Source organism: Enterobacter sp. UPMP2052, from assembly GCF_053709675.1.
Genome location: NZ_JBSKJR010000001.1, coordinates 1,504,039 through 1,530,847, shown reverse-complemented (window position 1 = coordinate 1,530,847; position 26,809 = coordinate 1,504,039). Strand labels below are relative to the sequence as shown.

Genomic DNA, 26,809 nt, shown 5'->3' with positions numbered 1-26,809 from the left:
TAACACAGGGCTGAACAGGGACAAGCCTGATGATCCTGGTGGGGAGCGTTGGCTTTTGCCTGGCGGGTGAGGGAGGGCCTGCGCCACGCGATGCGTCAGGCAAAAAAAAGCCCACTAAAAAGTGGGCAAGAAATACTGGAAGCAATGTGAGCAATGTCGTACTGAATACCTGAGTGTTTTGCTCAACTATTCAGTATTGAGAAAGATAATCTTTCTCAACTGAAGATGCAACCCCAGGTTTCGTGTGGAGCACGATTTTTTTTGATAGCTCATTAAACAGGCAGTCAGGCACTGTGATGCTTATCACAAATTTCCTTTCTGAAATCCTGTGCTATGCTTTTCCGTGTTGTTGATTTAACGACAAAAACCATACGGAGAGGAAAGCTATGGGAATTTTATCCTGGATTATCTTTGGTCTGATTGCGGGTATCCTGGCGAAGTGGATTATGCCGGGCAAAGATGGCGGTGGTTTTATCGTCACCGTAATACTGGGTATTATCGGCGCGGTGGTTGGCGGCTGGATCAGCACCCTGTTCGGATTCGGTAAAGTGGACGGATTCAACTTCGGCAGTTTTGCCGTCGCGGTGATTGGTGCGCTGGTTGTTCTGTTTATCTACAGAAAAATCAAAAGTTAAGTTCAAGATGCGTTGAAAAAGGCTGCCTGATGGCGGCCTTTTTTATGCGCGGGCGTCACCACCAGCCAAGCTGCGTTCCGGCAACGGCGACGACAGCCACCAGCAGCATAATAAATGTTGTCTTTCTCATTTATGCCCCCGGCGCGGCGTAACCACCGACAAAAAACCATGCCAGAAAAACTAACGTCGTGATAAAGATCACGACCGGGAAGAGGATTCCGATTCTCATGCTATCACCTGTTTCGGTTTATCAAACGCCCCAGAGTGTACGGGGTTAATCCATCATGAGAAAGCCTGTTTTGCTTTTCCCTTTTTTATCCTGATACATCGCGATATCCGCCACGCGCAATGCGCTGTCGGCATCGGTTTTGGCTGGATCGACGGCAATCACCCCAAGGCTCGCGCCGGGATAAACGATATGTACGTTATCCAGCCGGTACTCACCGGCAATACAGGCGCTCAGTCGGGTTTTAAGCGGAGTAATTTGCGCGTGTTCATCGTCAGTGCCGCTGGTGCTCAGACAGGCCACCATAAACTCATCGCCCCCCAGCCTGCCAATAATATCGTCCTGGGTTTGTGCCGCCGTCAGGCGTTTACCCACCTCAATCAGGAAACGATCGCCGGTTTCGTGTCCATAACGGTCATTAATGGATTTGAAATCATCGAGGTCGATAAAGGCAATAATGACGTGGCGCTTCAGGTGCCGCGCCAGCGAGAACAGGGTGTTGAGGTTCTCAAATATCGCGCGACGGTTGGGTAACCCGGTGAGGGCATCCGTGTAGGAGTGCGCAATAAGCGCCGCGTTGGCTTCCCGTAACTGGGAAAGGAGGGACTCTTTCTGAATGTACTGGGCAATCAATCCTGCAAACAGTCTCAGCACCTGTTCGGCGCGATCGCTGAGCTGCTTTTTCTGCGTGCTGGTCGCGCACAGCGTACCGTACAGCGAGCCATCAGCAAGATAGATCGGGATACTGGCGTAGGTGGTTATCCCCAATGCCTTCGCCGCGTCGCAGTCGGCCCAGCGCACAGCCACCTCGTTACTGAAAATCGCATTGCTGTCCAGCGCCCGCTTGCACAGCGTATCGCCCCAGGGGACGCTCAGTCCTTCGGGGATCTGCATCTGTTTGCTGTTGCGGGCGTACAAAATATGCTGCAGGCGCGCGCTGATATCGACTTTCGTCAGGTAGGTCGACTCCATGTCGGTCACAATCTCCAGCATTTCCAGCAGCTGGCGAACAAGGCTTTCAAGAGATTGCTCGGTTGAGAGGGTTTCAGAGACCCGGGCAAGGATAGTATCCGACATGACGTAGATAGACTCCCATGCAGAAGACGTTCGGACCTGCATGTTATGCTGAAATTTTAGACTTCAGCCATAGTAAAACATGAATATAAGAAATTTTATATATGCAGAAAGGAAGGGCGAAAAGAAAAAAAAGCCCCGATGGTGAACCGGGGCAAAACATCTTGATTACGGAATGATGTTCTCTGGTCATATCGAGAACAGGCATGAGATTACGCATCAAAAGTGCAGTTATGATGGAGAAATCATGGAGAAAGCGCGGCCGACCCGTTACCCTAACGTTCATGAAATTCAGGAGGATGATAATGAAGAGATATTTGCTACTGGCTCTGGCCTTGCCCCTTGCCGCGTGTACCACCCATTCCACACCGCCCGACGCGCCGAAACCGCCGCAGACCATCGGCATGGCCAATCCCGCCTCTGTCTATTGCCTGGAAAAAGGGGGAGAGCAGGTCCCCGTTCAGAGCCCTCAGGGTGTGCGCACCGAGTGTAAACTGCCCGGTGGCGAGGTGATTGAGGAGTGGGAGCTCTTCCGTCGCGATCATCCGCAACCTGCCAGGTGACAGCGGTATTAAGAGTACGCTACACTTCTCTTTAGGATTATTCTTAGCCAGTTTCTGGCCCTTATGACCACGAGAGAAGTATGTTTCAGCTAAAACCGGGCAGCCTCGCGATAATCATCGGTGCCCGCACGACGGCAGGGCGTCGTAATATCGGTAAGTCTGTTGAGTTGTTTGGCCTGTGCCAGCCGGGCCAGCGTTTTGTGAACCCGGTAAACGGCGTGATGACGCAGTTACCCACTACCTCAGAGCGCGCGCTTTGGCTGGTTACGGGCGATGTTTACGCCTTCGATAACCAGCACGGCTTTGCGTTCGTGCGCCCGGAACATCTCATGCCGCTTACTCCGGATAACGCCCTGCAAACGCAGGATGAGCAGGCGCTTACGCGTTCATAAATGACGCAGCCAGTCCGCCAGCACCAGGGCGTGATTCTGCGTTTTATCTTTTGCGCCGTAGAGCAAGGTAACGGTCTGTTTTTTTGCCCGTTCAGCAAGGCGCTGGCCTTCATCCCGATGGTGCGCCAGCTCCTCTTTGTATGCCTTGCTAAAGGCCGTAAAGTCGATCGTTTCGCTGTGAAACGCCTTGCGTAACTCGCCTGATGGGGCGAGCGTCTTACACCACTCGTTACAGTCGAGGTCGGTTTTTTTCACCCCGCGTGGCCACAGCCTGTCCACCAGCACCCGGTAGCCATCTTCCGCACTGGCCTGCTCATACACGCGTTTAATCTGGATCATTTTCCCTCCTTAATGCCGCAATATGTTCGCGGGTTCACTATAGCACCTCAGGTATGCCCACCCAATTTAAGGTATTGTGAGAACTGCAAAAGATCGGTAGTCTGAGGTTCCTTATGTTATTGAATACTCCACAGGCGTAAGGAATCCCCCCATGGAACATCTTCCGGTTAAAACGACGCTGCGCATTGCGCTGGTCGGCGATTACAATCCCGAGGTTATTGCGCACCAGGCCATCCCGCTGGCTATTGACGACGCTGCCGCTGTTCTGGAGCTCACGGCGGACTACGACTGGATTTCGACGACCGAGCTGACCAGTCCCGAAGATTTGGTTGGCTACGATGCCATCTGGCTGGTGCCTGCAAGCCCTTATAAAAACACGCAGGCGGCCTTTATTGCCGCGCGCTATGCGCGTGAAAACAGCGTTCCCTTCCTGGGCACCTGCGGCGGGTTCCAGCATGCGCTGATTGAATACGCGCGTAACGTGCTGGGCTGGGATGATGCGAGCCATGCCGAGACCGACGCGGAAGGGCGATGGGTTATCGCGCCGCTGGCCTGCTCTCTGGTTGAGCAAACCGACGTCATCGAACTGCGCAGTAATACCCTGATTGCCAAAGCCTATGGTAAAGACGAGATCCGCGAGGGATATCACTGCAATTATGGCGTGTCGGCGGAATTTGCGCAGGAGCTGGAGAGCGGCGCTATGCGTGTCACGGGCTGGGATGAAAATGGCGAGGTCCGTGCAGCCGAGCTTGTGGCGCATCCTTTCTTTGTGATCACCCTGTTCCAGCACGAGCGTGCTGCGCTTGAGGGTCGTCCGGTTGTGCTGGTGCAGGCGATGCTGCGCGCCGCACGGGAATAAAAAACAGGCAGACCACCGGGTCTGCCTGAGTCGTTAGCGGGGCGCGATGACCCGGTCACGCCCGGCAAACACGCCGCACACGGCCATCACTACGGCGGCCAGCGCACAGGCCAGCAGTGGGATGTGCCAGTCTCCCGCCGTATCATGAATTTTCCCCATCAGCGGCGGGCCGGATGCCGCAAGCAGATAGCCAATCGACTGCGCCATTCCCGACAGCGCCGCCGCCTGGTGCGCAGAGCTGGCGCGCAGGCCGATAAACGTCAGGCCAAGGATCATCGTGGCCCCGGAGCCAAAACCAAACACCAGCGTCCACACCACCGCCATATCAGGCGCAAACCAGAAACCTGCCGCGCTGACGGCGCACATCAGGGCCACCAGCCCGGCGATCCCGCGCTGGTCGCGCAGTCGATGGAGGATCAACGGCACGGCAAGCCCGGGTACGGCGGTCGCCAGTTGAAGCAGTCCATGCATGGAGCCCGCCTGGGTTTCGCTATAGCCGTGGCTAATCAGGATCGCCGGCAGCCAGCCGATAATGACGTAGTAGATCAGCGAGTTGATGCCTAAAAACAGCGTCACCTGCCAGGCCAGCCCCGAGCGCCAGATGGCACGGTTGTGCAGCGCACCGGCCCCGGTCACCGTGGCGGCAGGCGCCTGACGCCACTGGGGTAACCACAGCAACAGCGCCGCCAGCGGAAAGATCATCAGCATCAGCAACGCGCCGTGCCAGCCCGCGCCACCTAACGCCAGGGGCACAATCAGCGCAGAGCCTAGCGCAGCAGAGGCCCCCATCGTCAGGGAGTAGGCGCCGGTCAGTTTCGCGACCTGGCCCGGAAAATCACGCTTGATAAGCCCCGGCAGGAGCACGTTACCCAGCGCGATACCGCAGCCGATCACCGCCGTTCCGACGAACAGCAGCGTGGCGGACGGCAGGGAACGCACGCCAATCCCCGCGCAGATCAACAGCATGGCGATGAACAGGCTGCGCTCCATGCCGATGCGCCGGGCCACGCCTGCAGCAAGCGGTGATATCAGCGCGAACGCCAGTAAAGGCAGGGTCGTCAGCAGGCCGGTTTGCGCTGTACTAAGGCCATAGTCCTGACGGATGGTGTCGAGCAGCGGCGCGGCACCGGTAAAGGTCACGCGCAGCGTTGTGGCAATCATCAGGATACCTGCGATCAGCAGCGCACCCTGTTTTCCTGAAGTGCGAATAGCAGTAGTCATTATGTTCTCATACGTTCAAGCGAGGGCACACAATACCGATTTTCTGCGCGGTTGAAATCAGGCTAAAATGACAGTTTATCGCTAAAATCGGACAATATGATGAACAGTCTCGGCCTGGATGGCTACGATCCGGACAGCCAGCACGATGCGGCAGTGGCGTTTCGCATCCGCGTCGTCGCCGAGGAGCAGCACATTGCGCTGCACAAGCACCGCAAAGGCCAGCTGATCCTGGCGCTGGGGGGCGCGATAACCTGCGACGTCGCAAACGCCATGCTGATGGTACCCCCGCAGTACGCGGTGTGGATCCCCGGCCAGATGCCCCACAGTAATACCGCCACGCCCGGTGCACAGCTGTGCTTTTTGTTTATTGAACCCGGCACGCTCGGCCTGCCGGAACGTTGCTGCACGCTCAAAATATCACCGCTGGTGCGGGAATTGATTCTGGCCCTGGCGGATAAAGCCCGGGAGCAGCTGCATGAGCCTGCCACCGCGCGGCTGGTGGATGTGCTGTTTGACGAGCTGCCGCTGCAGCCTCAGGAGCATCTCCAGCTGCCTGTCTCTCCGCACCCCAAAATCCGCATGATGAGCGAGAGAATGGCGAAAGAGCCGGCGGCCTGGCAAACCCTGGGGCAGTGGGCAAGCCATTTTGCCATGAGCGAGCGCAACCTGGCGCGGCTGGTGGTCAAAGAGACCGGGTTGAGCTTTCGTCGCTGGCGGCATCAATTGCAGCTGATTGTCGCGCTGCAATTATTGATTGGTGGGAAGTCGGTACAGGACGCGGCACAGTCGCTGGGGTATGACTCGACCACCGCGTTTATCACCATGTTTAAAAAAGGATTGGGTCAGACTCCGGCGCGCTACATCGCCAACCTGACTACGACTTCCCAATAAACAGCGAGACAAGACCGGCGGCAATCAGCGGCCCCACCGGTACGCCACGAAAGAGCGCCACCCCCAGCACCGTGCCCACCAGTAAACCGGCCACCAGCGAGGGCTGGCTGCTCATCAGCGTGACGCCGCGCCCACCCAGCCACGAGACAAATACCCCGACCGCAATCGCCACCAGCGATTTCCAGTTGACGAAGGAGTGCAGCAGCGTGGAGGCGGGAAGCGTACCGCTGGCGATGGGAGCCATCACCCCGATGGTCAAAATGATAATCCCAAGGGTAAGCCCCTGTTTTTCTATCCACGGGAAGAAGGTGTTCAGCGGGGTCACGCGGACGATGATCAGCACCAGAATAGAGATCGCGACGGTGGTGTTATGGCTGACAAAACCGAGCGCAGCCAGGGCCAGAAGAATGAGCAGAGTAGGGTCAAACATGACGGGATCCTTGCCAAAAAGAGTAAGCCTGCTAACTTTACGCGCAAACGCGAAAGCAAGCAGGCTTTTATAAAAAAATCCTCTATTTTTTGGGCGCTTGCCCGATCTTAACCTACCAGTTCGCTGACCAGTGGGCTGCCTTCACGGACAAATACCGGGATGGTGTCGAGGGCAGCAGGCACGCATACGCGTGCGCCTCCGGCATAGCGCTCACCGTTCAGGGCAATCCAGCCGTGCCCGGCAGGGAGCCACACCTCGCGTTCACGTTGGCCCGCATGCATCACCGGCGCCACGAGCAGGTCTTCGCCAAACAGATACTGGTCTTCAACTTCCCAGCTTTGTTTCTCCTGTGGATAGTGCCAGAACAGCGGGCGCATCAGCGGGTCGCCGTGCTGGTGGGCGTTTTCATACAGTGCATCAATGTACGGACGCAGTTTTTCACGTACGCTGAGCCAGTGCTGCATGATGGCAAAATTATCCTCTCCGTAGCTCCACAGTTCATTAGGCGAGCCGCTGTTACACTGGGGGATGCCGTCCCGGTAGCGTTCCGGCGGCTGAATTTGCGGTTCACGATAGCCGTGCATGCGCAGAACCGGGGTGAACACCGCCCACTGGAACCAGCGGATCAGCAGTTCGTGAAATGCCGGATCGTTAACGTTACCGCCCTGGAAACCGCCGATGTCGGTGGTCCACCATGGGATGCCCGCCAGCCCCATATTCAAACCGGCCGCGAGCTGGTTACGAAACGCGTGGAACGAGGAGTGAACGTCGCCCGACCACGCCAGCACGCCGTAACGCTGGCTTCCGGCCCACGCGCAGCGCACCAGATTAACGATGTCGGTTTCACCGTTCGCCTGCAGACCATCGTAAAAGCCCTGGGCGAAGTCTCTCGGATAGCGGTTGCCCACCTCCAGCACCGGTCCTGCGTAGTAGCGATAGTTGTCGAAGTCATAGGCCCGGTATTCCGGTTCCGCCTCGTCCAGCCAGAACAGCTTGATGCCCAGGTCGTAGTAATTTTTCTTCACGGTGTCCCAGACAAACTCACGCGCCTGCGGGTGGGTGGCGTCGAAAAAGGTGGTGTTGCCCATAAAGTCGAGATTCACCTGCACGCCGCGTTCGCTGCTGACCAGCCAGCCCTTGGCCTTCATCAGCGGATAAAGCGGGCTTCGCGCCTCAACCGTCGGCCAGACCGAGACCATCAGGGCAATGCCCAGCTCGCGAAGTTCATCGACCATCGCTTTGGGATCGGGCCAGTCGAGGGGATCAAAGCACCAGGTGCCCTGATTCGGCCAGTGGAAGAAGTCGATCACCATCACCGAGAGCGGCAGGTGACGACGGCGGTATTCGCGTGCGACCTCCAGCACCTCCTGCTGCGTGCGGTAGCGCAATTTGCACTGCCACAATCCGCTGATAAACGCCGGTGCCTGAGGCGGCGCGCCGGTCGCTTTTACATACTGGCGGGTGATGTCGGCCACCGTATCCGCGGCGGTGATCCAGTAGTCCATCTCGCCCGTCACGCGGGCACGCCATTCGGTCTGGTTTTTGGCGAAGCTGGCCTCGCCAATGGCCGGGTTGTTCCACAGCAGGCCGTAGCCGAGGCTGGATTGCATAAACGGCACGCTGGCCTGGGAGTTACGCTGCGCCAGCTCCAGCGTACAGCCTTTGAGATCCAGCCACGGCTGCTGGTACTGGCCCATGCCGTAGATACGCTCATCCGCGCGCGATTCAAAGCGTACCGTCAGCTGATACTTACCGCCCGCCAGCGGCTTAAATTCACGGCCATCCAGCTTCAGGGCGCTAACGTATTTATCCTGGCTCTTTTCACTGGCGCCGATGCCGACCGTTGAACGTTGCCGCCACATCTCCTCTAACAGCAGCTCACCGCGCGCGTTATAAAATGCCAGCTGGCCCTTCAGGTTGAGCGTGGCGAGAATATTCCCGTTGCGCAGGGTCAGGCGTTCGGCTTCCGCCGTGATCTCGGCGGAACAGGGGGACGCGGGCAGGAGTGCCTGCAGTGCGTCGCTGAAATCCGCAGCGCAGGTTGCCCGGACGCGCAGGCTGTTCTCGCCCCAGGGTTCAATGCGCAGGATCTGACGTTCAAAACGCCACTCAATACTGTTGGAATGTTGAATCAGCTCACTCATAAATAGCGCGTCCTTTTAAACGGGGTGTTTGGCGAGTTGGATAGTTTTCATTGTGTTATCGTCGAGCCTGTACCAGCGCAGCGTGGCAAACGCGCAGAGCGACAGAATGCCGGGCACGAGGGTGAACAGGGCGATGATGCAGTACATCGCGGTGGTGGTCTGTTCCGGGGCGTTCGCCACATAGCCGCTAAAGCCCAGGGTCCAGCCGACGATGGCGCCGCCGATCGCCATGCCGAGCTTCAGTACGGCGAGGAACGTCGAGAAGATCACCCCGTCCATGCGCTTGCCTTGCTTCCATTCGCCGTAGTCGGCTACGTCAGCCATCATCACCCACATCAGCGTAGTGGTGGCCTGGTAGAGCGTGGAGACGATAAAGGTGAGCGGCACCAGGACCAGCACCGATTTAGGGGCAAAGAACAGGCCGATACTTAATACGCCCGCGAGCACCGAGCAATAGCCGAACATCTGCACCTTGCTGTAGTTTTGCGTCAGCCGTTTTGCCAGCGCGCTCCCGGCGGCTTTACCTAAAATATGTGCGCCCAGCATCCAGATAAAATAGCTGGCGCTGCCAAGGTAATAGGTGACGAAATACATCATTGCCCCGAGGCGAATAACCCCAAAGCCAATATTGGTTAATACCAGAACGGCAACCACGCGCCACTGATCGTTACGGAATAAATCCCGGAGCTCAGACAGGTAATTATTATGGGTAGGCGGGGCATTAATGCGTTCACGGGTATTCGCAAAGCAGATCCAGAACATAATCACTGCTACGGTTGCCATAATCGCCATCGCCCAGCGGTAGCCCAGTAATTTATCGTCGCCCCCAATAAATTCTGCCAGCGGCATCATAAAGAATGTCGACAGTGCGCCGCCCAGCGTGGCGAGGAAAAAGCGGTACGACTGCAGGGAAATACGGGCATCGTTATCAGGGGTAATCACCGCGCCCATGGAGCAGTACGGAATGTTAATGGCGGTGTACATCAGCATCATCAGGGTGTAGCTGACGGTCGCGAAAATCATTTTACCGTGCAGGTCGAGTGACGCCGGCACCGCGTACGTCAGCAGGCAGCTTGCGCCAAAAGGCAGGGCCAGCCACAACATCCACGGGCGGAATTTCCCCCAGCGCGTGCGGGTTCTGTCGGCGATATAACCCATGGCCGGATCGATAATGGCATCCGCCGTGCGCGCCAGCAGGAACATAGTGCCGACGAATGCGGCAGGCAGCCCGACGACGTCGGTATAATAAAAGGTGAGAAAAATGATCACGTTATCCAGCCCGATATGGCTGGCCATATCGCCGAGTCCATAGCTGATTTTTTCTTTGCGGGTAATCTTATCGGTCATGGTAATCGCCTTGCCCGTATGAGGTTATTTATGATGTGTTGTCATAACTATGTTTAACCACGCCCGCCCGGTTCACAATTGCGAGATTTGGCAACGGAGTTATGGAAACTCCTTTTCGTGATACCGGTAACAAATTAACGTAACGAATAATGATTTTGCGGCGAGAGCGGGAATGCCATTCACGAATCGTTTCAGCGACAGCGTCTTTATTCCGCCGTGGAAATGTCATACCGCTGTCATTATCTGGCGCTACAAAAGAGAAAAGTTACCCTGGAGAGAGAAAATGAACGATCCCGCCTTTGTTGATATGCTCTGTATTTCAGGAACCTTTTTTACCATTGCGGCAATCCTGGTGGCATCGGTATTATTTCTTGAACGCCACGGTTAACCTCCCTTACTGACAAATTCGCGTACCTGCATTACCCTTCTTTTTCAAGTCTCTTATTCACTTCATATTCTCCTCAGTCGCCGTTGTTCCGGGCAGCCCATCCCTGCAAAATTTTATGCCTAAAACTCGTTCAGCCGGACAGCTGTTTTCGGCGGGACATCATTCTTTTATTCCCCGGGCTTACGAATGGAAAACGACCTTTTTAAACCTCATCCGCTGGTATTATCGCTGCTGGTGGCGTTGTCATGCTCTTCGGTTGCGGCAGAGACCAACCCGGCGGCGCAGTTAAACGATGATGATGTGATCACCGTAACGGCACCGGTGCTCTCGCCGCTGGAAGTGGTGACATCGCCAAAAACCCCGCGCCAGCCGGTGCCAGCCAGCGACGGCTCTGATTACCTGAAAACCATCCCGGGGTTTAGCCAGATCCGCAACGGGGGCAGTAACGGCGATCCGGTGTTTCGCGGCATGTTTGGCTCACGCCTGCGCCTGTTAACTAACGACAGCGAAATGCTCGGAGCCTGCCCGTCGCGTATGGACGCGCCCAGCTCGTATATCTCCCCTGAGAGCTACGACCTGTTGACGGTCACCAAAGGGCCGGAAACGGTACTCTGGGGGCCGGGAAACTCTGCCGGGACGGTACGGTTCGAACGCGAACCGCCGCGCTTTGATAAAGCCGGAATCAAAGGTGACGCCAGCTTCCTTGCGGCCTCAAACGACCGTTTCGACGAGAACGCTGACGTCAGCTTTGGTAATGAAGATGGCTACGTGCGTCTGAACGGCAACAACTCAACGTCTGGCGATTATAAAGACGGCAATGGCGATCGCGTGGCCTCGAAGTGGGACAAATGGAATACCGATATGGCCATCGGCTGGACGCCGGATGCCGACACGCTGCTGGAGCTGACTGCCGGGCAAGGTAATGGCGATGCCAGCTACGCCGGGCGCGGGATGGACGGCTCACAGTTCAAACGTGAAAGCCTGGGGCTGCGCTTCAAAAAAGAGAATATCGGTGAGGTGTTCGACTCGCTGGATATGAGCCTGTACTACAACTATGCCAACCATATCATGGACAACTACTCCATGCGTTCATCATCGGATATGTCTTCCGGCACCATGGGTGGTATGCCGATGGGGACAATGGACATGTCGATGCCAATGGACAAGCAGGTCGATCGCCGCACGGTGGGTGGCAGAGTGATGGGTACCTGGCTGTGGTCCGATTTCCAGTTGCAAAGCGGCGTTGATATGCAAACCAATACCCATCGCAGTAACGAAGAGGATGAGGACGCAGGCTGGCAGGAAGATGCCCGCTTCCACGATTACGGCACCTTTGGCGAGCTGACCTGGAACGCCACCGACCTGAGCAAAATCATTGGCGGCGCGCGTCTGGACAAAGTGGAGGTGGACAATTATTCCGGCGTGGGCAGCAGCAGCCGGGATGACACGCTGCCGGCGGGCTTCCTGCGCGTTGAGCATAATCTCGGCTCTGCGCCTGCGATGGTCTACGCCGGTTTGGGCTACACCGAACGCTTCCCGGACTACTGGGAACTCTTTTCCCCGACCTACGGGCCGGACGGTACATCCGATGTTTTCGACAATCTTAAACCGGAAAAAACAACGCAGCTCGATATTGGCGCGCAGTATAAAGGGGAGCACACCACCGGCTGGATCTCTGCCTACGTGGGTCGGATCAACGACTACATCCTCTTCCTGTACGACCCTGACGACAGCCATGTCAGCCAGGCGGATAACGTTGATGCCACCATTATGGGCGGCGAAATGGGCGCGTCCTATCAGCTAAACGATCAGTGGAAAACCGACGCCACGCTGAACTACTCGTGGGGAGAAAATACCGACGATAACCAGCCGCTGCCGCAGATGCCGCCCCTGGAAGCGCGTCTGGGCCTGACGTGGGAGAAGGGCGACCTAAGCTCAACGGGGCTGTTGCGCATGGTCAGCCCTCAGCACCGGGTGGCGCTGAACGAAGGCAACGTGGTGGGGAAAGACTTTGACCAGAGCGCGGGCTTTGCGATCGTCTCCGCCAACGCGGCCTATAAGGTGAACAAGAACCTTAAGCTGAGTAGCGGCGTCGATAACCTGTTCGATAAAAGCTATAGCGAGCACCTCAACCTGGCGGGGAACAGCAGTTTTGGCTACTCCTCCGACACGCCGGTTAACGAGCCTGGTCGCACCTTCTGGGCAAAAATGAACGTCACCTTCTGACGCTATCCGGCCCGGCCTACTGGCGGCGAAACGCCACCAGCTCGGGCCGGGCGATCCGCAGATAATCCTGGGTGTCCATAATGACCGATTTTTCCAGCAGCCCGGCGTTGAAGGCGATTTCATCAAAACGCTCAAACAGCAGTGGATCGGCAACCAGCGTCAGGTCCGGGTGAAAGCTAAACGGCGGGATCGCGCCAAACACGCAGGCGGTGAGGGCATCGACCTCGGCCGGGCTGGCGAGAGAGGCCTTTGACCCGCCGAAATGGCTGGCAAGCTGGCTCAGGTCGGCCTGCAAATCAGCCGCCAGGATCGCCAGAACGTGTTTTTTCACGCCGTTTCCCTTCACCCTGCACACCAGCGCTTTTGCGCCCTGGCCGAGCGCGGTGCCGCGGATTTCGCTTACCGCTTCGCATTTTCCTACCGCGTCGTGTTCCATCACGCGAAAGCGCGCACCCTGCGCGGTGAGTAACGCAATAAGCTGCTGGTGGGTGGTTGTCCCCATGGTTTCATCAGACATCGTGATTTCCCTGTTAAACGCCAATACGCAACTGACTACAGTAGCACAGATGGTGTAACCGGGGGGGGAGAGGGCAGAGAGAGAAAACAGCCAGCGGAGCCGCTGGCTGTGGGATCAGGCATTGCTGGTGGCTGATTGTTTCTGGAACAGCTCCCGGAACACCGGATAAATATCATCCTGGTCGCGGATATGCTGCATCGCAAAGTTATCGAACATCGACTGCAGATGTTCATATTCGCGCCACAGCGACTGATGCGCGCGTCGGGTGATTTCGATATAGCTGTAGTAACGTACTACCGGCAGAATTTTTTTCGCCAGAATGTCGTGGCACAGCGGGGAATCGTCCGCCCAGTTATCGCCATCGGACGCCTGAGCGGCATAGATGTTCCATTGTGCCGGGTCGTAACGCTCTTTCACCACGTCATCCATCAGCTTCAGGGCGCTTGAGACGATGGTGCCGCCGGTCTCCTGCGAATAGAAGAACTCGTGTTCATCCACCTCTTTGGCCTGAGTGTGATGGCGGATATAGACCACTTCCACGTTCTTATAGGTTCTGCTCAGGAACAGATAGAGCAGAATATAAAACCGCTTCGCCATATCCTTGGTAGCCTGGTCCATCGAGCCGGACACGTCCATCAGACAGAACATGACGGCCTGGCTGGAAGGTTCAGGACGTTTTTCGTAGTTCTTGTAACGTAAATCGAAGGTGTCGATAAACGGTACGCGGTCGATCTTCGCGCGCAGTTCCGCGATCTCCTTACGCAGGCGCTCCTCTTCCAGCAGTTGCGCCGGTTCGGTGTTTTCCACCACCTTCAGGCTGGTTTCCAGTTCGCGTAGCGCCCGCCGTTTACCTGCGGTCATCGCCGTGCGTCGTGCCAGCGAATTCTGCAGGGAACGCACCACGCTGATATTGGCGGGCACGCCGTTGGCGGTGTAGCCCGCGCGATGGGTTTTGTATTCGTTAAGTTGCCGGTGCTGATTTTTTTTCAGGTTGGGCAGGGCCAGATCCTCAAAAAGCAGATCGAGATATTCATCTTTCGAAATCTGGAAGACGAATTCATCCTGACCTTCGCCGTCCTGGCTGGCCTGGCCTTGTCCACTGCCGGAACCGCCGCCACCGCCCTGAGGACGTTCGATGCGGTCGTTCTGAATAAAGTGATCATTACCGGGATGGACGCGATGGCGCAGGCCGCCTCGCCCCTGATGAAACATCGGTTCACTGATGTCATCGGTTGGAATGGAGACAGATTCGCCGCTGTCGACGTCGGTCACCGAGCGTTTGTTGATGGCCTCGGAGATCGACTGTTTAATTTGCGCTTTATAACGACGCAAGAAGCGCTGGCGATTCACCGTGCTCTTGTTTTTGCCGTTAAGACGCCGGTCAATGAACCAGGTCATAGTTCCCCCGTACTGCATTTGCCAACTTGCATGTTGTCGGCCCGGTAAGCGCGAGCGCTACCGGGCACTTGTTTTAGGACGATTTGCGCACGCGCAGATACCACTCGCAGAGCAGGCGAACCTGTTTGCGGGTATAGCCTTTCTCCATCATGCGGTCGACAAAATCGTCGTGCTTTTTCTGCTCGTCGGTTGAAGTTTTGGCGTTAAACGAAATGACCGGCAGCAGCTCTTCGGTATTCGAGAACATTTTCTTCTCGATAACCGTGCGCAGTTTTTCGTAGCTGGTCCAGTTCGGGTTACGTCCGTTGTTATGCGCTCTGGCACGCAGAACGAAGTTCACGATCTCGTTACGGAAGTCTTTCGGGTTGCTGATCCCGGCAGGCTTCTCGATTTTTTCCAGCTCGGCGTTCAGGGATTCACGGTCAAACAGCTGGCCGGTATCCGGGTCGCGGTACTCCTGATCCTGGATCCAGAAGTCGGCATAGGTGACGTAACGGTCGAAAATGTTCTGACCATATTCCGAATAGGATTCCAGATAGGCCGTCTGGATCTCTTTGCCAATAAACTCGGCGTATTTCGGGATCAGGTAGCCTTTGAGGAACTCAAGATACCGTTCGGACAGCTCCTGCGGGAACTGCTCGCGTTCAATCTGCTGCTCCAGAACGTAGAACAGATGCACCGGGTTAGCCGCCACTTCCGCATGGTCAAAGTTAAACACGCGGGAGAGGATTTTAAACGCGAATCGGGTAGAAAGACCGTTCATCCCCTCATCGACCCCGGCGTAGTCCCGGTACTCCTGATACGACTTCGCTTTCGGGTCGGTATCTTTCAGGCTTTCACCGTCATACACGCGCATTTTCGAATAGATGCTGGAGTTTTCCGGCTCTTTCAGGCGTGACAGGATAGAGAAGCGCGACAGCGTTTCCAGCGTTCCCGGTGCGCAAGGCGCATGCACCAGTTCACTGTGGTTGAGCAGCTTCTCGTAGATTTTAATCTCTTCAGAGATCCGCAGGCAGTAAGGCACCTTGACGATGTACACGCGGTCAAGGAACGCCTCGTTGTTCTTGTTGTTACGGAAGGTGACCCATTCTGATTCGTTCGAGTGCGCCAGAATGATGCCGTTAAACGGCAGGGCGGAGATACCTTCCGTCCCGTTATAGTTCCCTTCCTGCGTGGCGGTCAGCAGGGGGTGCAGCACCTTGATAGGCGCTTTAAACATCTCGACGAATTCCATGATCCCCTGGTTCGCCCGGCAGAGCGCGCCGGAATAGCCGTAGGCATCCGGATCGTTTTGCGCGTGGTGTTCCAGCTTACGGATATCGACTTTACCGACCAGCGCCGAGATGTCCTGGTTGTTCTCATCACCCGGTTCCGTTTTGGCGATGGCGATCTGTTCCAGAATCGACGGCCACACCTTCACGACGCGGAATTTGGTGATATCGCCGCCAAACTCATGCAGGCGCTTCGCCGCCCACGGCGACATAATGGTCCCGAGGTAGCGATGCGGGATGCCAAACTCTTTATCGAGGATCTGCGCATCTTCCTGCGGATTAAACAGGCACAGCGGATGGTCATTCACCGGGCTGCGCTCGCCGTTGGCACTGAGCACGTAAATCGGCACGCGCTGCATCAGCGCTTTCAGGCGTTCGGCCAGAGAGGATTTACCGCCCCCGACAGGCCCCAGTAAATAGAGGATCTGTTTCTTCTCTTCCAGGCCCTGAGCGGCATGCTTGAGGTAGGAGACGATTTGCTCAATGGCATCTTCCATGCCGTAGAACTCTTCAAACGCCGGGTATCGGGCAACCACCCGATTCGAAAAGAGACGGGAAAGCCGTGGCTCAAGGGCAGTGTCAACCATGTTTGGCTCACCGATGGCCATCAATAGCCGTTCTGCCGCATTGGCATAGGCACTGCGATCTTGCCGACAAGTGGTAAGAAACTCCTGCAGTGTGAACTCTTCGTCCTTGGCAGCTTCGTAGCGCTGGCGATAGTGATCGAATATATTCATGGCATGCCGTCCTTTCGTTTTTTAGCACAGGAAAAGAGCCGTTCGTATGAGTAGTGGAGGCTCCCGGAAGAGTATTTCTCGCACCTCGCTGCCAGAGCAGCAACCTGTATGCCAGGTCGAACGCTAAGCACTGCAGGGTGTTCAGCAAAATCTCCTCTTAAATTAAAGCGTAGATGGCATTTGCAAAACTTGCATGCCGGTAAAATCCAATTTCAATGACATATCAATAACTCATCCAAAAAAATCCATGGATGAGATAAGCCGAACGGGCATTTGTCATTACGCGTTCACATGACTGAAAGCAGGCTGTCATCTGAAAAGTAAAAAATAACAGGTTAATTAACGTGTTTAGTGGGTAAAAAATTTGAGGATAGATGTAAATGGCGGTTACACTTCACCCGCTGATTATTTGACTACAGGAAAGAATGGATTGTGACCAAACTCAAACTTCTTGCATTGGGCGTACTTGCCGCCACCGCAGTTAGCACCGCACAGGCGGAAAGTCAGTGGACCGTTGGTGCGGGCGTGGGAGTCATCAACAGCCCATACAAACAATACGATCGCGATGTTTATCCCGTTCCGGTTGTCACCTATGAAGGGGATAACGTTTGGTTCCGTGGCCTGGGCGGCGGCTATTATCTGTGGAACGATACGTCAGATAAACTCTCCATCATGGCGTATTACGATCCTACGCACTTCCGTCCGGGCGACAGCGACAGCCGTGCGCTGCGCGAACTGGACAAGCGTAAAGGCACCCTGATGGCGGGTCTCTCTTACGTCCACAATACCGAGTATGGTTTCCTGCGTACCGCGCTGGCAGGCGATACGCTGGATAACAGCAACGGCTATATCTGGGATCTGGCGTGGCTTTATCGCTACAACAACGGCGCGCTGACCATTACCCCGGGTATTGGCGTGCAGTACAGCAGCGAAAACTATAACGACTACTATTACGGTGTTTCTAAAAACGAATCCCGCCGCAGCGGCCTGAAAAGCTACGATGCGGACGATGGCTGGGATCCGTACCTGGAGCTGAGCGCCAACTACAACTTCCTCGGTGACTGGAGCGTGTACGGCACTGGCCGCTACATCCGCCTGAGCGATGAAGTGAAAGATAGCCCAATGGTCGACAAGTCCTGGTCGGGTATCTTCTCTGTGGGTGTGACCTACAAGTTCTGATGATGCACGGTGAACGTGCATAATGAGTATCACAACGGGGCGCTTGCGCCCCGTTTGCTTTAGGCTGGTGCACCCAAACAGGAGAGTGATATGAGCGTAAAAACCGTGACATTTTCCGGACAACGTCCGCTGCCTGCCATCCGCTCATCAATGAGATTGCCCATCGGCGTCCATTGAACATGTTAAAGCGAATGCGGGCGCGTTAGATATTCTGCTGACTGCGGCTTTTCCCTCTCCCCGGGGGACTGAGGAATCCCCAGAAATTACAGCCAGGCACAGAATACTCCCTCTCCATTCAGGGAGAGGGCTGGGGTGAGGGGGAACATACGGCTGTGGTGGTTATTCCGTTCACTTTACGAGCCTTGCTACTCTGGAATCACACGACTTGTGAACGTGTTAAGGAGGCTCACCGCCGCCTCCTTAACAATCCGGGCTCCCGGCAAAGAAAATCGCCGCTTCGCGGTGCCTTCGGCTAATCCCTTCCGGCTTATCGGGGACGGGCGGAGGCAACGTCCCTGTAAATCCGCCCTCTCGGCGCATCCCTGCGCCTCGCCCCGGCCGAAAGGCAAACGCCTCAGCGATTTTCAGCCGGACCGGGATGTCGCTTTAACTTATTTATTCTGTTAATAAAATCCTAATCGCTTCCGGTTAAAAATTTTCTGGGGAACCCTCTCCCCGAAGGGAGAGGGGCGTTTCGTCTTAGCGCTTAACGATGCTAATGGTCTGGCCTAAACGAGACGGATTTTCTTCACTGGTTTTCTGCGGCGCGGTCACGCAGGCGGTTTCTACACAGACAAAGGTCTTGTAGCCGTCATCCGGCACGTCGGCCATGCTGACGGAGAGCGCCGGACCAGGGTTCCAGCCCACCACGTTGCTGTGGTGATGGTGTACAACGTTGATAGCGCGATTCAGGGCGCTGTCGTGGATCACGCTACAGGCTTCCGGATGCAGGTACACGCGGTCGGTGCGGTCCGGGAAGGTCTGTACGCCGTCGTCCAGTTTGCCCTCTTTGGCGTTATCCACTTTGTCGATAAAGGTATCGCCGAGTCCACTCACCTTGACCGCGCTGATGTCACCCACGTTGAAATAGGTGTGCAGGGCGCTGGTGGTCTCGAACACGCCGTGAGCTTCCAGCTCGATTTCGCAGGTTTTACCCAGCTTGAAACGCGCGTACAGCGTGAAGTCGTGCGGCCACAGAACGCGGGTTTCATCATTCGCCTGAAGCTCAAAGGTGAGCACCGCGCCGTTGTCATCGTCATTGTGGGCTTTCAGCGTCCACTGCTGGTTGCGGGCAAACCCGTGCGCCGGCAGACCCTGCTGCGCGGCCGGGCCAAACCACGGCCAGCAAACAGGTACGCCGCCGCGAATGGCTGCGCCTTTTTTAAAAGAGGTCGCTTCACTCAGCCACAGCGCTTCATCTTCACCCTCGGGTTTCCACGAAAGAAGGTGCGCACCGTTCAGGGCGATTGAAGCCTTGACGCGCGGGTGGTCTACGACGATCACGTCAGCACCGTCAATCTGACGGCGGGAAAGCACAGGGGTAAGTTGTTCGACTACCGGAAGTGCAAATATTTTATTAATCATTCAGCAATCCTCTGTCTTTAAACAATAAAAAAAGGCGACCGAAGTCGCCTTTTTGGATCAGGTTCTCATCTCAACTTATTTGGAGATGTGAGCGATCAGGTCCAGTACTTTGTTAGAGTAGCCGGTTTCGTTGTCGTACCAGGAAACCAGTTTAACGAAGTTGTCGTTCAGCGCGATACCTGCTTTAGCATCGAATACTGAAGTGCAGACTTCGCCGTTGAAATCGGTAGAAACAACGTCGTCTTCGGTGTAGCCCAGAACGCCTTTCATTGCGCCTTCGGAAGCAGCTTTGATTGCTTTCTTAATTTCTTCATAAGAAGCAGCTTTTTCCAGACGAACGGTCAGGTCAACAACGGATACGTTAGGAGTTGGAACGCGGAACGCCATACCCGTCAGTTTGCCATTCAGTTCTGGCAGCACTTTACCTACAGCTTTAGCAGCACCGGTAGAAGATGGGATGATGTTCTGAGCCGCGCCACGGCCGCCGCGCCAGTCTTTGTGAGACGGGCCATCAACGGTTTTCTGGGTTGCGGTCGTTGCGTGAACGGTGGTCATCAGGCCTTCAACGATACCGAAGTTGTCGTTGATAACTTTAGCCAGTGGTGCCAGGCAGTTGGTGGTGCAGGATGCGTTGGAAACGATGTCCTGGCCAGCGTAAGTTTCGAAGTTTGCACCGCGAACGAACATTGGGGTGTTGTCTTTGGAAGGACCAGTCAGAACAACTTTCTTCGCACCCGCAGTGATGTGTTTACGCGCAGTTTCGTCGGTCAGGAAGATACCGGTCGCTTCTGCAACAACGTCAACACCGATTTCGTTCCATTTCAGGTTAGCTGGGTCTTTCTCAGCAGTCACGCGGATGGTTTTGCCGTTAACAACCAGGTGGCCGTCTTTCACTTCAACGGTGCCGTTGAAACGACCGTGAGTTGAGTCGTACTTCAGCATGTACGCCATGTATTCAGCGTCCAGGAGATCGTTGATACCAACGATTTCGATGTCAGAACGTTCCTGAGCAGCACGGAAAACAATACGGCCGATACGGCCAAAACCGTTGATACCTACTTTGATAGTCATATATTCCACCAGCTATTTGTTAGTGAATAAAAGGTTGCCTGTAAAATTACAAAAACCTTACGCAGCGTCAAGCGGAATCGTGTCAATCATTGCGACAAATCAATCCTATGACCAACGTTTGTGCGACTGACTCGCCTCACTTTCCCTTTGAGCTAGCAACCACATGGGGGCTGCGCCCGGAATTTTAAAGGCCTCTCAGGAATAAAGTGTGAAATAGATCACAATTGCCTGTCCGCCTTTTCGCGACTAATAAGTTTAGAACAAAAGTCTACGCGCGGGTGTTAATGTTTTGTTAGAATCGGGGTTAAAAGATGTCTGTTTCTACAGCGAGATGTGAGCATATGTCGAACCAACGTAACCCCGAAGATCTGAAAAAAGACCTGACCGAGATGCAGTTTTACGTGACGCAGAATCACGGGACTGAACCCCCATTCACCGGGCGTTTGCTGCACAACAAGCGCGACGGCGTCTACCACTGTCTGGTGTGCGATGCCCCCCTGTTCAATTCACAAACAAAATATGATTCCGGCTGCGGCTGGCCGAGTTTTTATGAGCCAGTAGGCGATGACGCCATTCGTTATCTGACCGACTCGTCGCACGGCATGGTACGCACCGAGATCCGCTGCGGTAACTGTGATGCGCACCTCGGACATGTCTTCCCGGATGGCCCACAACCTACGGGCGAGCGTTTTTGCGTTAACTCTGCGTCCATGAGCTTCACGGATGACGAAAATGGCGACCAGACCAAAGGTTGAAGAAACGATTCAGCAAATTATTCCTTTGAACGGGAGACATCATGAATATTGATGACATGATCGGCGGAATGACGCAGGAAATTTATCAGCGCCTGGTCACGGCGGTCGAGCTGGGAAAATGGCCGGATGGCGTGGCCCTGACGCCAGAGCAAAAAGAGAACAGCCTGCAACTGGTGATGTTGTGGCAGGCGCGCCATAACACCGACGCGCAGCACATGACGATCGACACCCAGGGGCAGATGGTGATGAAGAGCAAGCGGGAACTGAAGGAAGATTTCGGCATTGCGCCGAAGCCGATTGCCACCTTCAAATAGTGCTCTCTGAGCATGCCGGGTAACGTTGACGCCACCCGGCTGCTTCACTTAGTGCTTAATCCCCAGCGATGTCGCCAGCTGCTTCGCAAGCTGGTTGTTATCGTCCGCGCCATACTCCCAGAACATCGCCCCGGCCAGACCTTTCTCCTTGATGTAGTCCGCTTTGAGCGCCACTGAGCGTGGGTTCTCATAAGAGAGGGCAAACAGCGCCTTACCGTCGCCAGACGTCACGGAGAGCCACGGCACTTTCGCCTGATCGTCCCAGTGCTCCGTAAAGCGTTTCTGCGGATCGTTCAGCAGCTTTTTCACGATGTCGTTGTACTTCACATAGGTGTCTTTGGTCAGGTCATAACCGAGAGATTTGAACAAACCGATCTCCTGTGGCCCGAAATAGGGCTGTGTCACCGGATTTTTCTGCGCATCCGGTTTGCTCCAGTCGATGCCCGGCTCCACGGAGCGTTTTGGAACGCGGCCATAAAAACCGATCCCGAGATTCATCTGCTGGGGTTTCACGCCGGCAGCCAGGTAGTTGTTGACCACAAAATCGACGCTGTATTTATCGGCCGCGGCGACCGTTGGCCAGGCGCTGGAGTCATACAGATTGGCATTGAAGTACTGAGTGCCGTACGCCATGTCGTAGGTCATCAGGTTGATGTAGTCGAGCAGGGGGGCAACCGCTTTCATGTCAACCCAGCTTTTCGGACTTTCCGCATTCGCCCCAACGGCAATCGTAACCAGCTTCTTGTCCCCGAAAGCATCGCGCAACCCTTTCAGCAGCGCGGTGAAATTATCCCGGTCCGCCGGTTGGCTGGCGACCAATCCCCACGCGCCGTTCACCGGAAACTCCCAGTTGAGATCGATCCCATCCAGACCGTATTGATTGACGATCTCCTGCGCGGAGCGGATAAACACCGCGCGCGATGCCTGGGTTGCCGCCGCGCCGGAGAAGCCGCGCGCGCCCCAGCCGCCGACGGAGAGCAGTACTTTCAGGTTCGGGTTCTGTTTGCGCAGGGCAGGGATCAGCGCCAGATCGGACGCCACTTTTGGCGAGAGCCAAGTCTGGTGCAGTTTTGAAGGATCTTTCAGCGCGGCGTTGGTTTCGTCTTTTTCATCGTTGTAGACCAGACCAAACGAGTAGTTGAGGTGGGTTATCTGGCGCACGTCGAGCGTGTTGATATCGCCACCCGGTCCGGCGGTTACATCGCCGCCGCCGTTGAAATAGCCGACGGACATCAGAGAACTGGCGGAAGCAACCGACGCGCAAAGCAAGGGCAATGCTGCCAGCAAGGGCAAACGTTTCATACAATTTCCTCTTTGACTAAACAATAGTAACCACGCCACGGAAAGGCGTGGCGAAAAAACAACCGGAAAAGAATAGCATTGCCGCTTCGCCTGAGATGCGAGGGAGTTCACTTTATGAGGGATTAGAATGAAATGCCGGGTGGCCCGGCCAAAAGACAGGGTAGGCCGGGTAAACGTTAGCGCCACCCGGCTAAAATGCTTACGCCTGCGTCTCCTGCCAGTCAGCCAGCGTATACAGCGTGGCACCTTCCGCCGCCATATCCATAAACGCCTGGGCGCTGTCCTGCGGCTGAATGTTCACGCCGCGACAGCCGTCGGTTATCACGCTGACTGTGTAGCCAAGCTGCAACGCATCCAGCACGGTGAACTTCAGGCAATAATCCGTTGCCAGCCCCATAACGATCAGCTCGGTGATTTCATGGTGCCGCAGCCACGCGTCCAGCGCCGTTTTCTGACGATGACCGTTGTCGAAAAAGGCGCTGTAGCTGTCGATGGCCGGGTTTTCCCCTTTATGGAACACCGCATCAATGGCTTTCTGATTGAGCAGCGGGTGCAACTCCGCGCCCTCGGTCTGCTGTACGCAGTGATCGGGCCAGAAGGTTTGCGCCAGTCCGTCCAGTTCACCCTGGCTGTAAGGCTCAGCGTTGTGCTGGCTGGCAAAGCTACCGTGGTTGGCCGGATGCCAGTCCTGGCTTGCCACTACCGCTTCGCCGCGTGCTTTACACCAGTCGATCAGCGTATTCGCCACGTCAACGGTGCTGTCGCCTTCCGCGACGGCGAGCGCGCCGCCCGCACAAAAATCATTTTGCAAATCGACCAGTAACAGAGCGCGTTGCTTCATAAAGCCTCCTTATTCGTCCGGGGTCAGTTCGCCGCGCAGGTTTTGCATCATCGCGCGGCGAATGGACGCTATGTCCAGATCCTGACTCAGTAAATAGTGAAGTTTAGTCAGCGTGGCCTCGACGGTCATATCAAAACCGCTAATTACGCCCGCATGGGCCAGCGCGTTGCCGGTGGCGTAGCCGCCCATATTCACCTTGCCGGACATGCACTGGGTCAGGTTGACTACCACGATCTCGCGATCGCTTGCCTCCTGAAGCTCTTTCAGGAACTCACCGTTTTGCGGGGCATTACCCACGCCGTAGGAGCGCAGGATCAGCGCCTTCACCGGCTGGCGCAGGAAGTTGCGCACCACATCGGCCGAGATCCCCGGATAAATGGTGACCACGCCAATCGGCTGCGGTGTGATCGGGTGGACGATCAGCTCGCCTGCGGTATTGGGTGCCGGTGGGGTGCCAAGACGACGAATATGAATGCCCGCTTCAAGCAGCGGCGGCAGGTTGGGGGAGGCAAACGCGTCGAAGCCATCCGCGTGCGCTTTCGTCGTGCGGTTGCCGCGATAGAGGCGGTTATTGAAGAACAGGGACACTTCGTTAATCGGGTAGTTGGCCGCAACGTACAGGGAGTTCAGCAGGTTGATCTGTCCGTCCGAGCGCAGTTCCGCCAGCGGAATTTGTGAGCCGGTGACGATAACCGGTTTACTCAAATTCTCGAGCATGAACGAGAGCGCCGAGGCGGTGAAGGCCATCGTATCGGTGCCGTGCAGGATCACAAACCCATCGTAGTCGTCGTAATGGGCTTTGATGTCTTCCGCAATATGCTGCCAGTCTTCCGGCGTCATGTCTGAGGAGTCCATCAACGGCGCATACTCGTGAATGGTAAAGTCAGGCATTTCCGGGCGGTGGAACTCCGGCATCAGGGCAAGCTGACGCTGGAGATGGCCGGAGACCGGAATATAGCCGTTTTCGGAACGCTGCATACCAATGGTACCGCCGGTATAGGCGACGTAAATCGATTTCTTCTGCATGAGGTTGAATTCTGTTGCTTAAACGAAAAATCCCCTCTTCATGGAAGAGGGGACGAATTTAACGGACGTTAGCACAGGTCAGACAAAACGCGTAACGGCTTTGCGGGTCGTTAAAGGCCGCGAGTTTGTCGCTCTCCGCCTTCATCGCTTTTGCCGCAGTGGCGACAGGCGCAGGCAGATAAGCCTGCATCGCTTCAGGCAGCATCGCGCGCACGGAAACGGACATGCTGTTCATCACCATATCGAAGAACGATGGCTCGTCCTGATAATAGTCCACATGCCACTGCTTGAGTTTTGCCAGCTCTGCCGCTTTTTTCACGGCGTCATCGAAATCACCCAGGCTGTCTACCAGACCGTTGCTTTTCGCATCCTGACCGGTCCAGACGTGGCCTTGCGCAATCTGGTCAATCTGCTCTGGCGTTTTTTTACGGGAGTCTGCAACCAGGGTGATAAAGCGCTTATACCCGTTCTCAATGCTGAGCTGCATCATTTCCGAGACTTCCGGTGGCAGAGACTTGGTTACCGAAACATCGGCCAGCGGTGAAGTGGCGACGCCATCGGTATGCACGCCGAGATAATCCAGGCTGTTTTCAACGGTGTTAATAACTCCGAAGATACCAATTGAGCCAGTCAGCGTGCTGGGGTTCGCCACGATGTAGTTCGCAGGCGTGGAGATCCAGTAGCCGCCGGATGCTGCCATTCCGCCCATCGAGACCACCACCGGCTTACCTGCGGCACGCGCGGCGGCCAGCTCGGCGCGGATCACCTCAGAGGCGCTGACGCTGCCGCCTGGGCTGTTTACGCGCAGAACAATCGCTTTCACCTTCGGATCGAGACGCGCATCGCGGATTTGTGATGCGGTCGTATCGCCGCCCACGTTCCCCGGCGTTTCCTGGCCGTCCATAATCGCGCCGTTAGCAAAGACCACCGCGATGCTGTCGCCGCTGTCATCCGGTTTTTTCGCCGCGTAATCGTACATGCTGATGGCGCTGTAGTTTTTGTCCTCTTTGCTCCAGCCAAACTGTTTGGTCAGCGCTTTTTCAACGTCAGCGCTTGAGCCGAGCGCATCGACCAGTTTGTTGTCGAGAGCATATTTGGCGGTATCACCGTCGGCCTTACGCAAGCCGTCCAGCACGCCCTGCGCGCCAGGGAAGACTTGCTCTTTGGTGATTTGACGGTTCGCGGCGATGGTGCCCAGATAGTTTTGCCACAGCTCGCCAATCCAGCGGCTGTCCGCTTCACGGGCCGCAGGCGACATATCGTCACGGATGAACGGTTCAACGGCAGATTTATAGGTGCCGACGCGGAAGACGTGGGTTGTGACTTTCAGCTTGTCGAGCAGCGATTTGTAGTACAGGCCGTTGGTCGCGAAGCCGTGCAGGTCAACCGTGCCCTGCGGCGAGAGCCAGATTTTATTGGCGAAGCTTGCCAGATAGTATTGCCCCTGGCTGTAGCTGTCGCCGACGGCAATCACCGGCTTACCGGCGTCACGGAATTCGCGCAGCGCTTTGCCGATGTACTGCATCGACGGCTGATCGGCCCCGGCAAAATCTTTCAGGTCGAGCACGATACCGGTGATGTTGCGGTCGTCTTTTGCCTGACGGATGGTATCCACAATATCGAACAGGGAGTTTTCCTGCAGGCGGTCGGAGGTTGCGCCAAACAGCTGGCGGCCAATCACGCCCAGGCGGTTGCTGGTGGATGGTTTATCCACGATCACCCCGGTGATATCAAGCAGCAGCGCACCGCGCGTTGAATGCTGTGCCTGGCTTGTGCTGCTGATGTGCATCCAGATGCCTACGCAAACCAGCACCAGGAAGATGAAGAAAATGTTCATCACCAGGTTGCGGACGAAGTTGAGCAGTCGCCACGTCCATTTAAAGAAACCGGCAAAGATTCGCCAAAGGGTTCGCATGTATTCTCCCTAACCAGAAAATGACTGTTTCCGTCGACACGAGACGGCAATGTGGGGTTATCGTAATGACCCAACCGCCTCTTGTCAGCAGGAATCGCCTGCCGCGCTGTAACAAAATCTGCTGCCGTGTTAATTTTGTGAGCAAATTTCAAGACAGGAGTTAA

26 protein-coding genes are annotated in these 26,809 nt (G+C 55.9%); 10 read left to right on the top strand and 16 right to left on the bottom strand.

Annotated features, from left to right (window positions below):
• Positions 1 to 386 precede the first annotated feature (386 nt).
• The gene (locus ACWKX3_RS07145; protein WP_006174788.1) at positions 387 to 635 is read left to right on the top strand and encodes a GlsB/YeaQ/YmgE family stress response membrane protein; all 249 of its coding nucleotides are present in this window, start codon (positions 387 to 389) and stop codon (positions 633 to 635) included.
• Positions 636 to 765: 130 nt separating this feature from the next.
• Here ACWKX3_RS07145 and ACWKX3_RS07140 read toward each other — a convergent pair whose 3' ends face one another.
• Positions 766 to 864 (bottom strand): YoaK family small membrane protein, encoded by a 99-nt coding sequence (locus ACWKX3_RS07140; RefSeq protein ID WP_454541521.1) that lies wholly within the window; start codon positions 862 to 864, stop codon positions 766 to 768.
• Between the two features lie 45 nt (positions 865 to 909).
• Complete coding sequence (locus ACWKX3_RS07135; protein ID WP_137272020.1) at positions 910 to 1,938, bottom strand: sensor domain-containing diguanylate cyclase; 1,029 nt, start codon at positions 1,936 to 1,938, stop codon at positions 910 to 912.
• A gap of 296 nt (positions 1,939 to 2,234) precedes the next feature.
• Between ACWKX3_RS07135 and ACWKX3_RS07130 the strand changes: the two genes are divergently transcribed.
• Positions 2,235 to 2,498: a putative hemolysin gene (locus tag ACWKX3_RS07130; RefSeq protein WP_454541520.1), complete on the top strand. Its 264-nt coding sequence runs from the start codon at positions 2,235 to 2,237 to the stop codon at positions 2,496 to 2,498.
• A gap of 80 nt (positions 2,499 to 2,578) precedes the next feature.
• Positions 2,579 to 2,890: a hypothetical protein gene (locus ACWKX3_RS07125; protein WP_006174793.1), complete on the top strand. Its 312-nt coding sequence runs from the start codon at positions 2,579 to 2,581 to the stop codon at positions 2,888 to 2,890.
• Here the strand turns inward: ACWKX3_RS07125 and ACWKX3_RS07120 are convergent.
• The gene (locus tag ACWKX3_RS07120) at positions 2,885 to 3,229 is read right to left on the bottom strand and encodes a DUF488 domain-containing protein (RefSeq protein WP_058609067.1); all 345 of its coding nucleotides are present in this window, start codon (positions 3,227 to 3,229) and stop codon (positions 2,885 to 2,887) included. The two genes, ACWKX3_RS07125 and ACWKX3_RS07120, sit on opposite strands and share 6 nt — an antisense overlap.
• Positions 3,230 to 3,380: 151 nt before the next feature.
• Between ACWKX3_RS07120 and ACWKX3_RS07115 the strand changes: the two genes are divergently transcribed.
• Positions 3,381 to 4,088 (top strand): CTP synthase C-terminal region-related (seleno)protein, encoded by a 708-nt coding sequence (locus ACWKX3_RS07115; RefSeq protein ID WP_454541519.1) that lies wholly within the window; start codon positions 3,381 to 3,383, stop codon positions 4,086 to 4,088.
• A gap of 33 nt (positions 4,089 to 4,121) precedes the next feature.
• Here ACWKX3_RS07115 and ACWKX3_RS07110 read toward each other — a convergent pair whose 3' ends face one another.
• Positions 4,122 to 5,309 carry a CynX/NimT family MFS transporter gene (locus tag ACWKX3_RS07110; RefSeq protein ID WP_058609066.1) on the bottom strand — a complete coding sequence of 396 codons (1,188 nt, stop codon included), beginning with the start codon at positions 5,307 to 5,309 and terminating at the stop codon, positions 4,122 to 4,124.
• A 99-nt stretch (positions 5,310 to 5,408) separates the two neighbouring features.
• Here ACWKX3_RS07110 and ACWKX3_RS07105 point away from each other — a divergent pair, with 99 nt between their 5' ends.
• Positions 5,409 to 6,200: an AraC family transcriptional regulator gene (locus tag ACWKX3_RS07105; RefSeq protein WP_454541518.1), complete on the top strand. Its 792-nt coding sequence runs from the start codon at positions 5,409 to 5,411 to the stop codon at positions 6,198 to 6,200.
• On the opposite strand, the gene ACWKX3_RS07100 is transcribed toward ACWKX3_RS07105, so the two are convergent.
• The 3 genes from ACWKX3_RS07100 to ACWKX3_RS07090 form a co-directional block, all read right to left on the bottom strand.
• On the bottom strand, positions 6,184 to 6,630 hold the full coding sequence (locus tag ACWKX3_RS07100; protein ID WP_006174798.1) for a DUF441 domain-containing protein: 447 nt from the start codon (positions 6,628 to 6,630) through the stop codon (positions 6,184 to 6,186). The two genes, ACWKX3_RS07105 and ACWKX3_RS07100, sit on opposite strands and share 17 nt — an antisense overlap.
• A 107-nt stretch (positions 6,631 to 6,737) precedes the next feature.
• Positions 6,738 to 8,774 carry a glycoside hydrolase family 31 protein gene (locus tag ACWKX3_RS07095; RefSeq protein WP_202561998.1) on the bottom strand — a complete coding sequence of 679 codons (2,037 nt, stop codon included), beginning with the start codon at positions 8,772 to 8,774 and terminating at the stop codon, positions 6,738 to 6,740.
• 15 nt (positions 8,775 to 8,789) lie between these two features.
• Positions 8,790 to 10,121 carry a glycoside-pentoside-hexuronide (GPH):cation symporter gene (locus tag ACWKX3_RS07090; protein ID WP_058609064.1) on the bottom strand — a complete coding sequence of 444 codons (1,332 nt, stop codon included), beginning with the start codon at positions 10,119 to 10,121 and terminating at the stop codon, positions 8,790 to 8,792.
• Between the two features lie 283 nt (positions 10,122 to 10,404).
• Between ACWKX3_RS07090 and yoaI the strand changes: the two genes are divergently transcribed.
• Both yoaI and ACWKX3_RS07080 read left to right on the top strand, forming a co-directional pair.
• Complete coding sequence (yoaI, locus tag ACWKX3_RS07085) at positions 10,405 to 10,509, top strand: small membrane protein YoaI (protein WP_088207477.1); 105 nt, start codon at positions 10,405 to 10,407, stop codon at positions 10,507 to 10,509.
• Positions 10,510 to 10,695: 186 nt separating this feature from the next.
• Positions 10,696 to 12,735: a TonB-dependent copper receptor gene (locus ACWKX3_RS07080; RefSeq protein ID WP_454541517.1), complete on the top strand. Its 2,040-nt coding sequence runs from the start codon at positions 10,696 to 10,698 to the stop codon at positions 12,733 to 12,735.
• Between the two features lie 16 nt (positions 12,736 to 12,751).
• Here ACWKX3_RS07080 and ACWKX3_RS07075 read toward each other — a convergent pair whose 3' ends face one another.
• The 3 genes from ACWKX3_RS07075 to yeaG form a co-directional block, all read right to left on the bottom strand.
• On the bottom strand, positions 12,752 to 13,252 hold the full coding sequence (locus tag ACWKX3_RS07075) for a YbaK/prolyl-tRNA synthetase associated domain-containing protein (protein WP_141114440.1): 501 nt from the start codon (positions 13,250 to 13,252) through the stop codon (positions 12,752 to 12,754).
• 114 nt (positions 13,253 to 13,366) lie between these two features.
• On the bottom strand, positions 13,367 to 14,650 hold the full coding sequence (locus ACWKX3_RS07070; protein ID WP_454541516.1) for a YeaH/YhbH family protein: 1,284 nt from the start codon (positions 14,648 to 14,650) through the stop codon (positions 13,367 to 13,369).
• A gap of 73 nt (positions 14,651 to 14,723) precedes the next feature.
• Entirely contained in the window at positions 14,724 to 16,658 is a 1,935-nt protein-coding gene (gene yeaG / locus ACWKX3_RS07065) for a protein kinase YeaG (RefSeq protein ID WP_454541515.1), read from the bottom strand.
• 432 nt (positions 16,659 to 17,090) lie between these two features.
• Here yeaG and ACWKX3_RS07060 point away from each other — a divergent pair, with 432 nt between their 5' ends.
• A complete protein-coding gene (locus tag ACWKX3_RS07060) occupies positions 17,091 to 17,837 on the top strand; it encodes a MipA/OmpV family protein (RefSeq protein WP_006174807.1) in 747 nt (248 codons plus the stop codon).
• Between the two features lie 699 nt (positions 17,838 to 18,536).
• Here the strand turns inward: ACWKX3_RS07060 and ACWKX3_RS07055 are convergent.
• Positions 18,537 to 19,421, bottom strand: a complete 885-nt coding sequence (locus ACWKX3_RS07055; protein ID WP_454541514.1) for a D-hexose-6-phosphate mutarotase — start codon at positions 19,419 to 19,421, stop codon at positions 18,537 to 18,539.
• Between the two features lie 75 nt (positions 19,422 to 19,496).
• Entirely contained in the window at positions 19,497 to 20,492 is a 996-nt protein-coding gene (gene gapA, locus ACWKX3_RS07050; RefSeq protein WP_006174810.1) for a glyceraldehyde-3-phosphate dehydrogenase, read from the bottom strand.
• Between the two features lie 341 nt (positions 20,493 to 20,833).
• On the opposite strand from gapA, the gene msrB reads away from it, so the two are divergent.
• Together msrB and ACWKX3_RS07040 are read left to right on the top strand one after the other, a co-directional pair.
• The gene (gene msrB / locus ACWKX3_RS07045; RefSeq protein ID WP_454541513.1) at positions 20,834 to 21,247 is read left to right on the top strand and encodes a peptide-methionine (R)-S-oxide reductase MsrB; all 414 of its coding nucleotides are present in this window, start codon (positions 20,834 to 20,836) and stop codon (positions 21,245 to 21,247) included.
• Between the two features lie 41 nt (positions 21,248 to 21,288).
• Positions 21,289 to 21,561 carry a YeaC family protein gene (locus ACWKX3_RS07040; RefSeq protein ID WP_006174813.1) on the top strand — a complete coding sequence of 91 codons (273 nt, stop codon included), beginning with the start codon at positions 21,289 to 21,291 and terminating at the stop codon, positions 21,559 to 21,561.
• A 48-nt stretch (positions 21,562 to 21,609) separates the two neighbouring features.
• Here the strand turns inward: ACWKX3_RS07040 and ACWKX3_RS07035 are convergent, their stop codons facing one another.
• From ACWKX3_RS07035 to sppA, 4 genes are all read right to left on the bottom strand, one after another.
• Complete coding sequence (locus tag ACWKX3_RS07035; RefSeq protein WP_454541512.1) at positions 21,610 to 22,863, bottom strand: glycoside hydrolase family 18 protein; 1,254 nt, start codon at positions 22,861 to 22,863, stop codon at positions 21,610 to 21,612.
• Between the two features lie 199 nt (positions 22,864 to 23,062).
• Complete coding sequence (gene pncA, locus ACWKX3_RS07030) at positions 23,063 to 23,704, bottom strand: bifunctional nicotinamidase/pyrazinamidase (protein WP_454541511.1); 642 nt, start codon at positions 23,702 to 23,704, stop codon at positions 23,063 to 23,065.
• A gap of 9 nt (positions 23,705 to 23,713) precedes the next feature.
• Positions 23,714 to 24,730 (bottom strand): asparaginase, encoded by a 1,017-nt coding sequence (gene ansA / locus ACWKX3_RS07025; RefSeq protein WP_454541510.1) that lies wholly within the window; start codon positions 24,728 to 24,730, stop codon positions 23,714 to 23,716.
• A gap of 58 nt (positions 24,731 to 24,788) precedes the next feature.
• On the bottom strand, positions 24,789 to 26,645 hold the full coding sequence (gene sppA, locus ACWKX3_RS07020; protein ID WP_006174817.1) for a signal peptide peptidase SppA: 1,857 nt from the start codon (positions 26,643 to 26,645) through the stop codon (positions 24,789 to 24,791).
• Positions 26,646 to 26,809 lie beyond the last annotated feature (164 nt).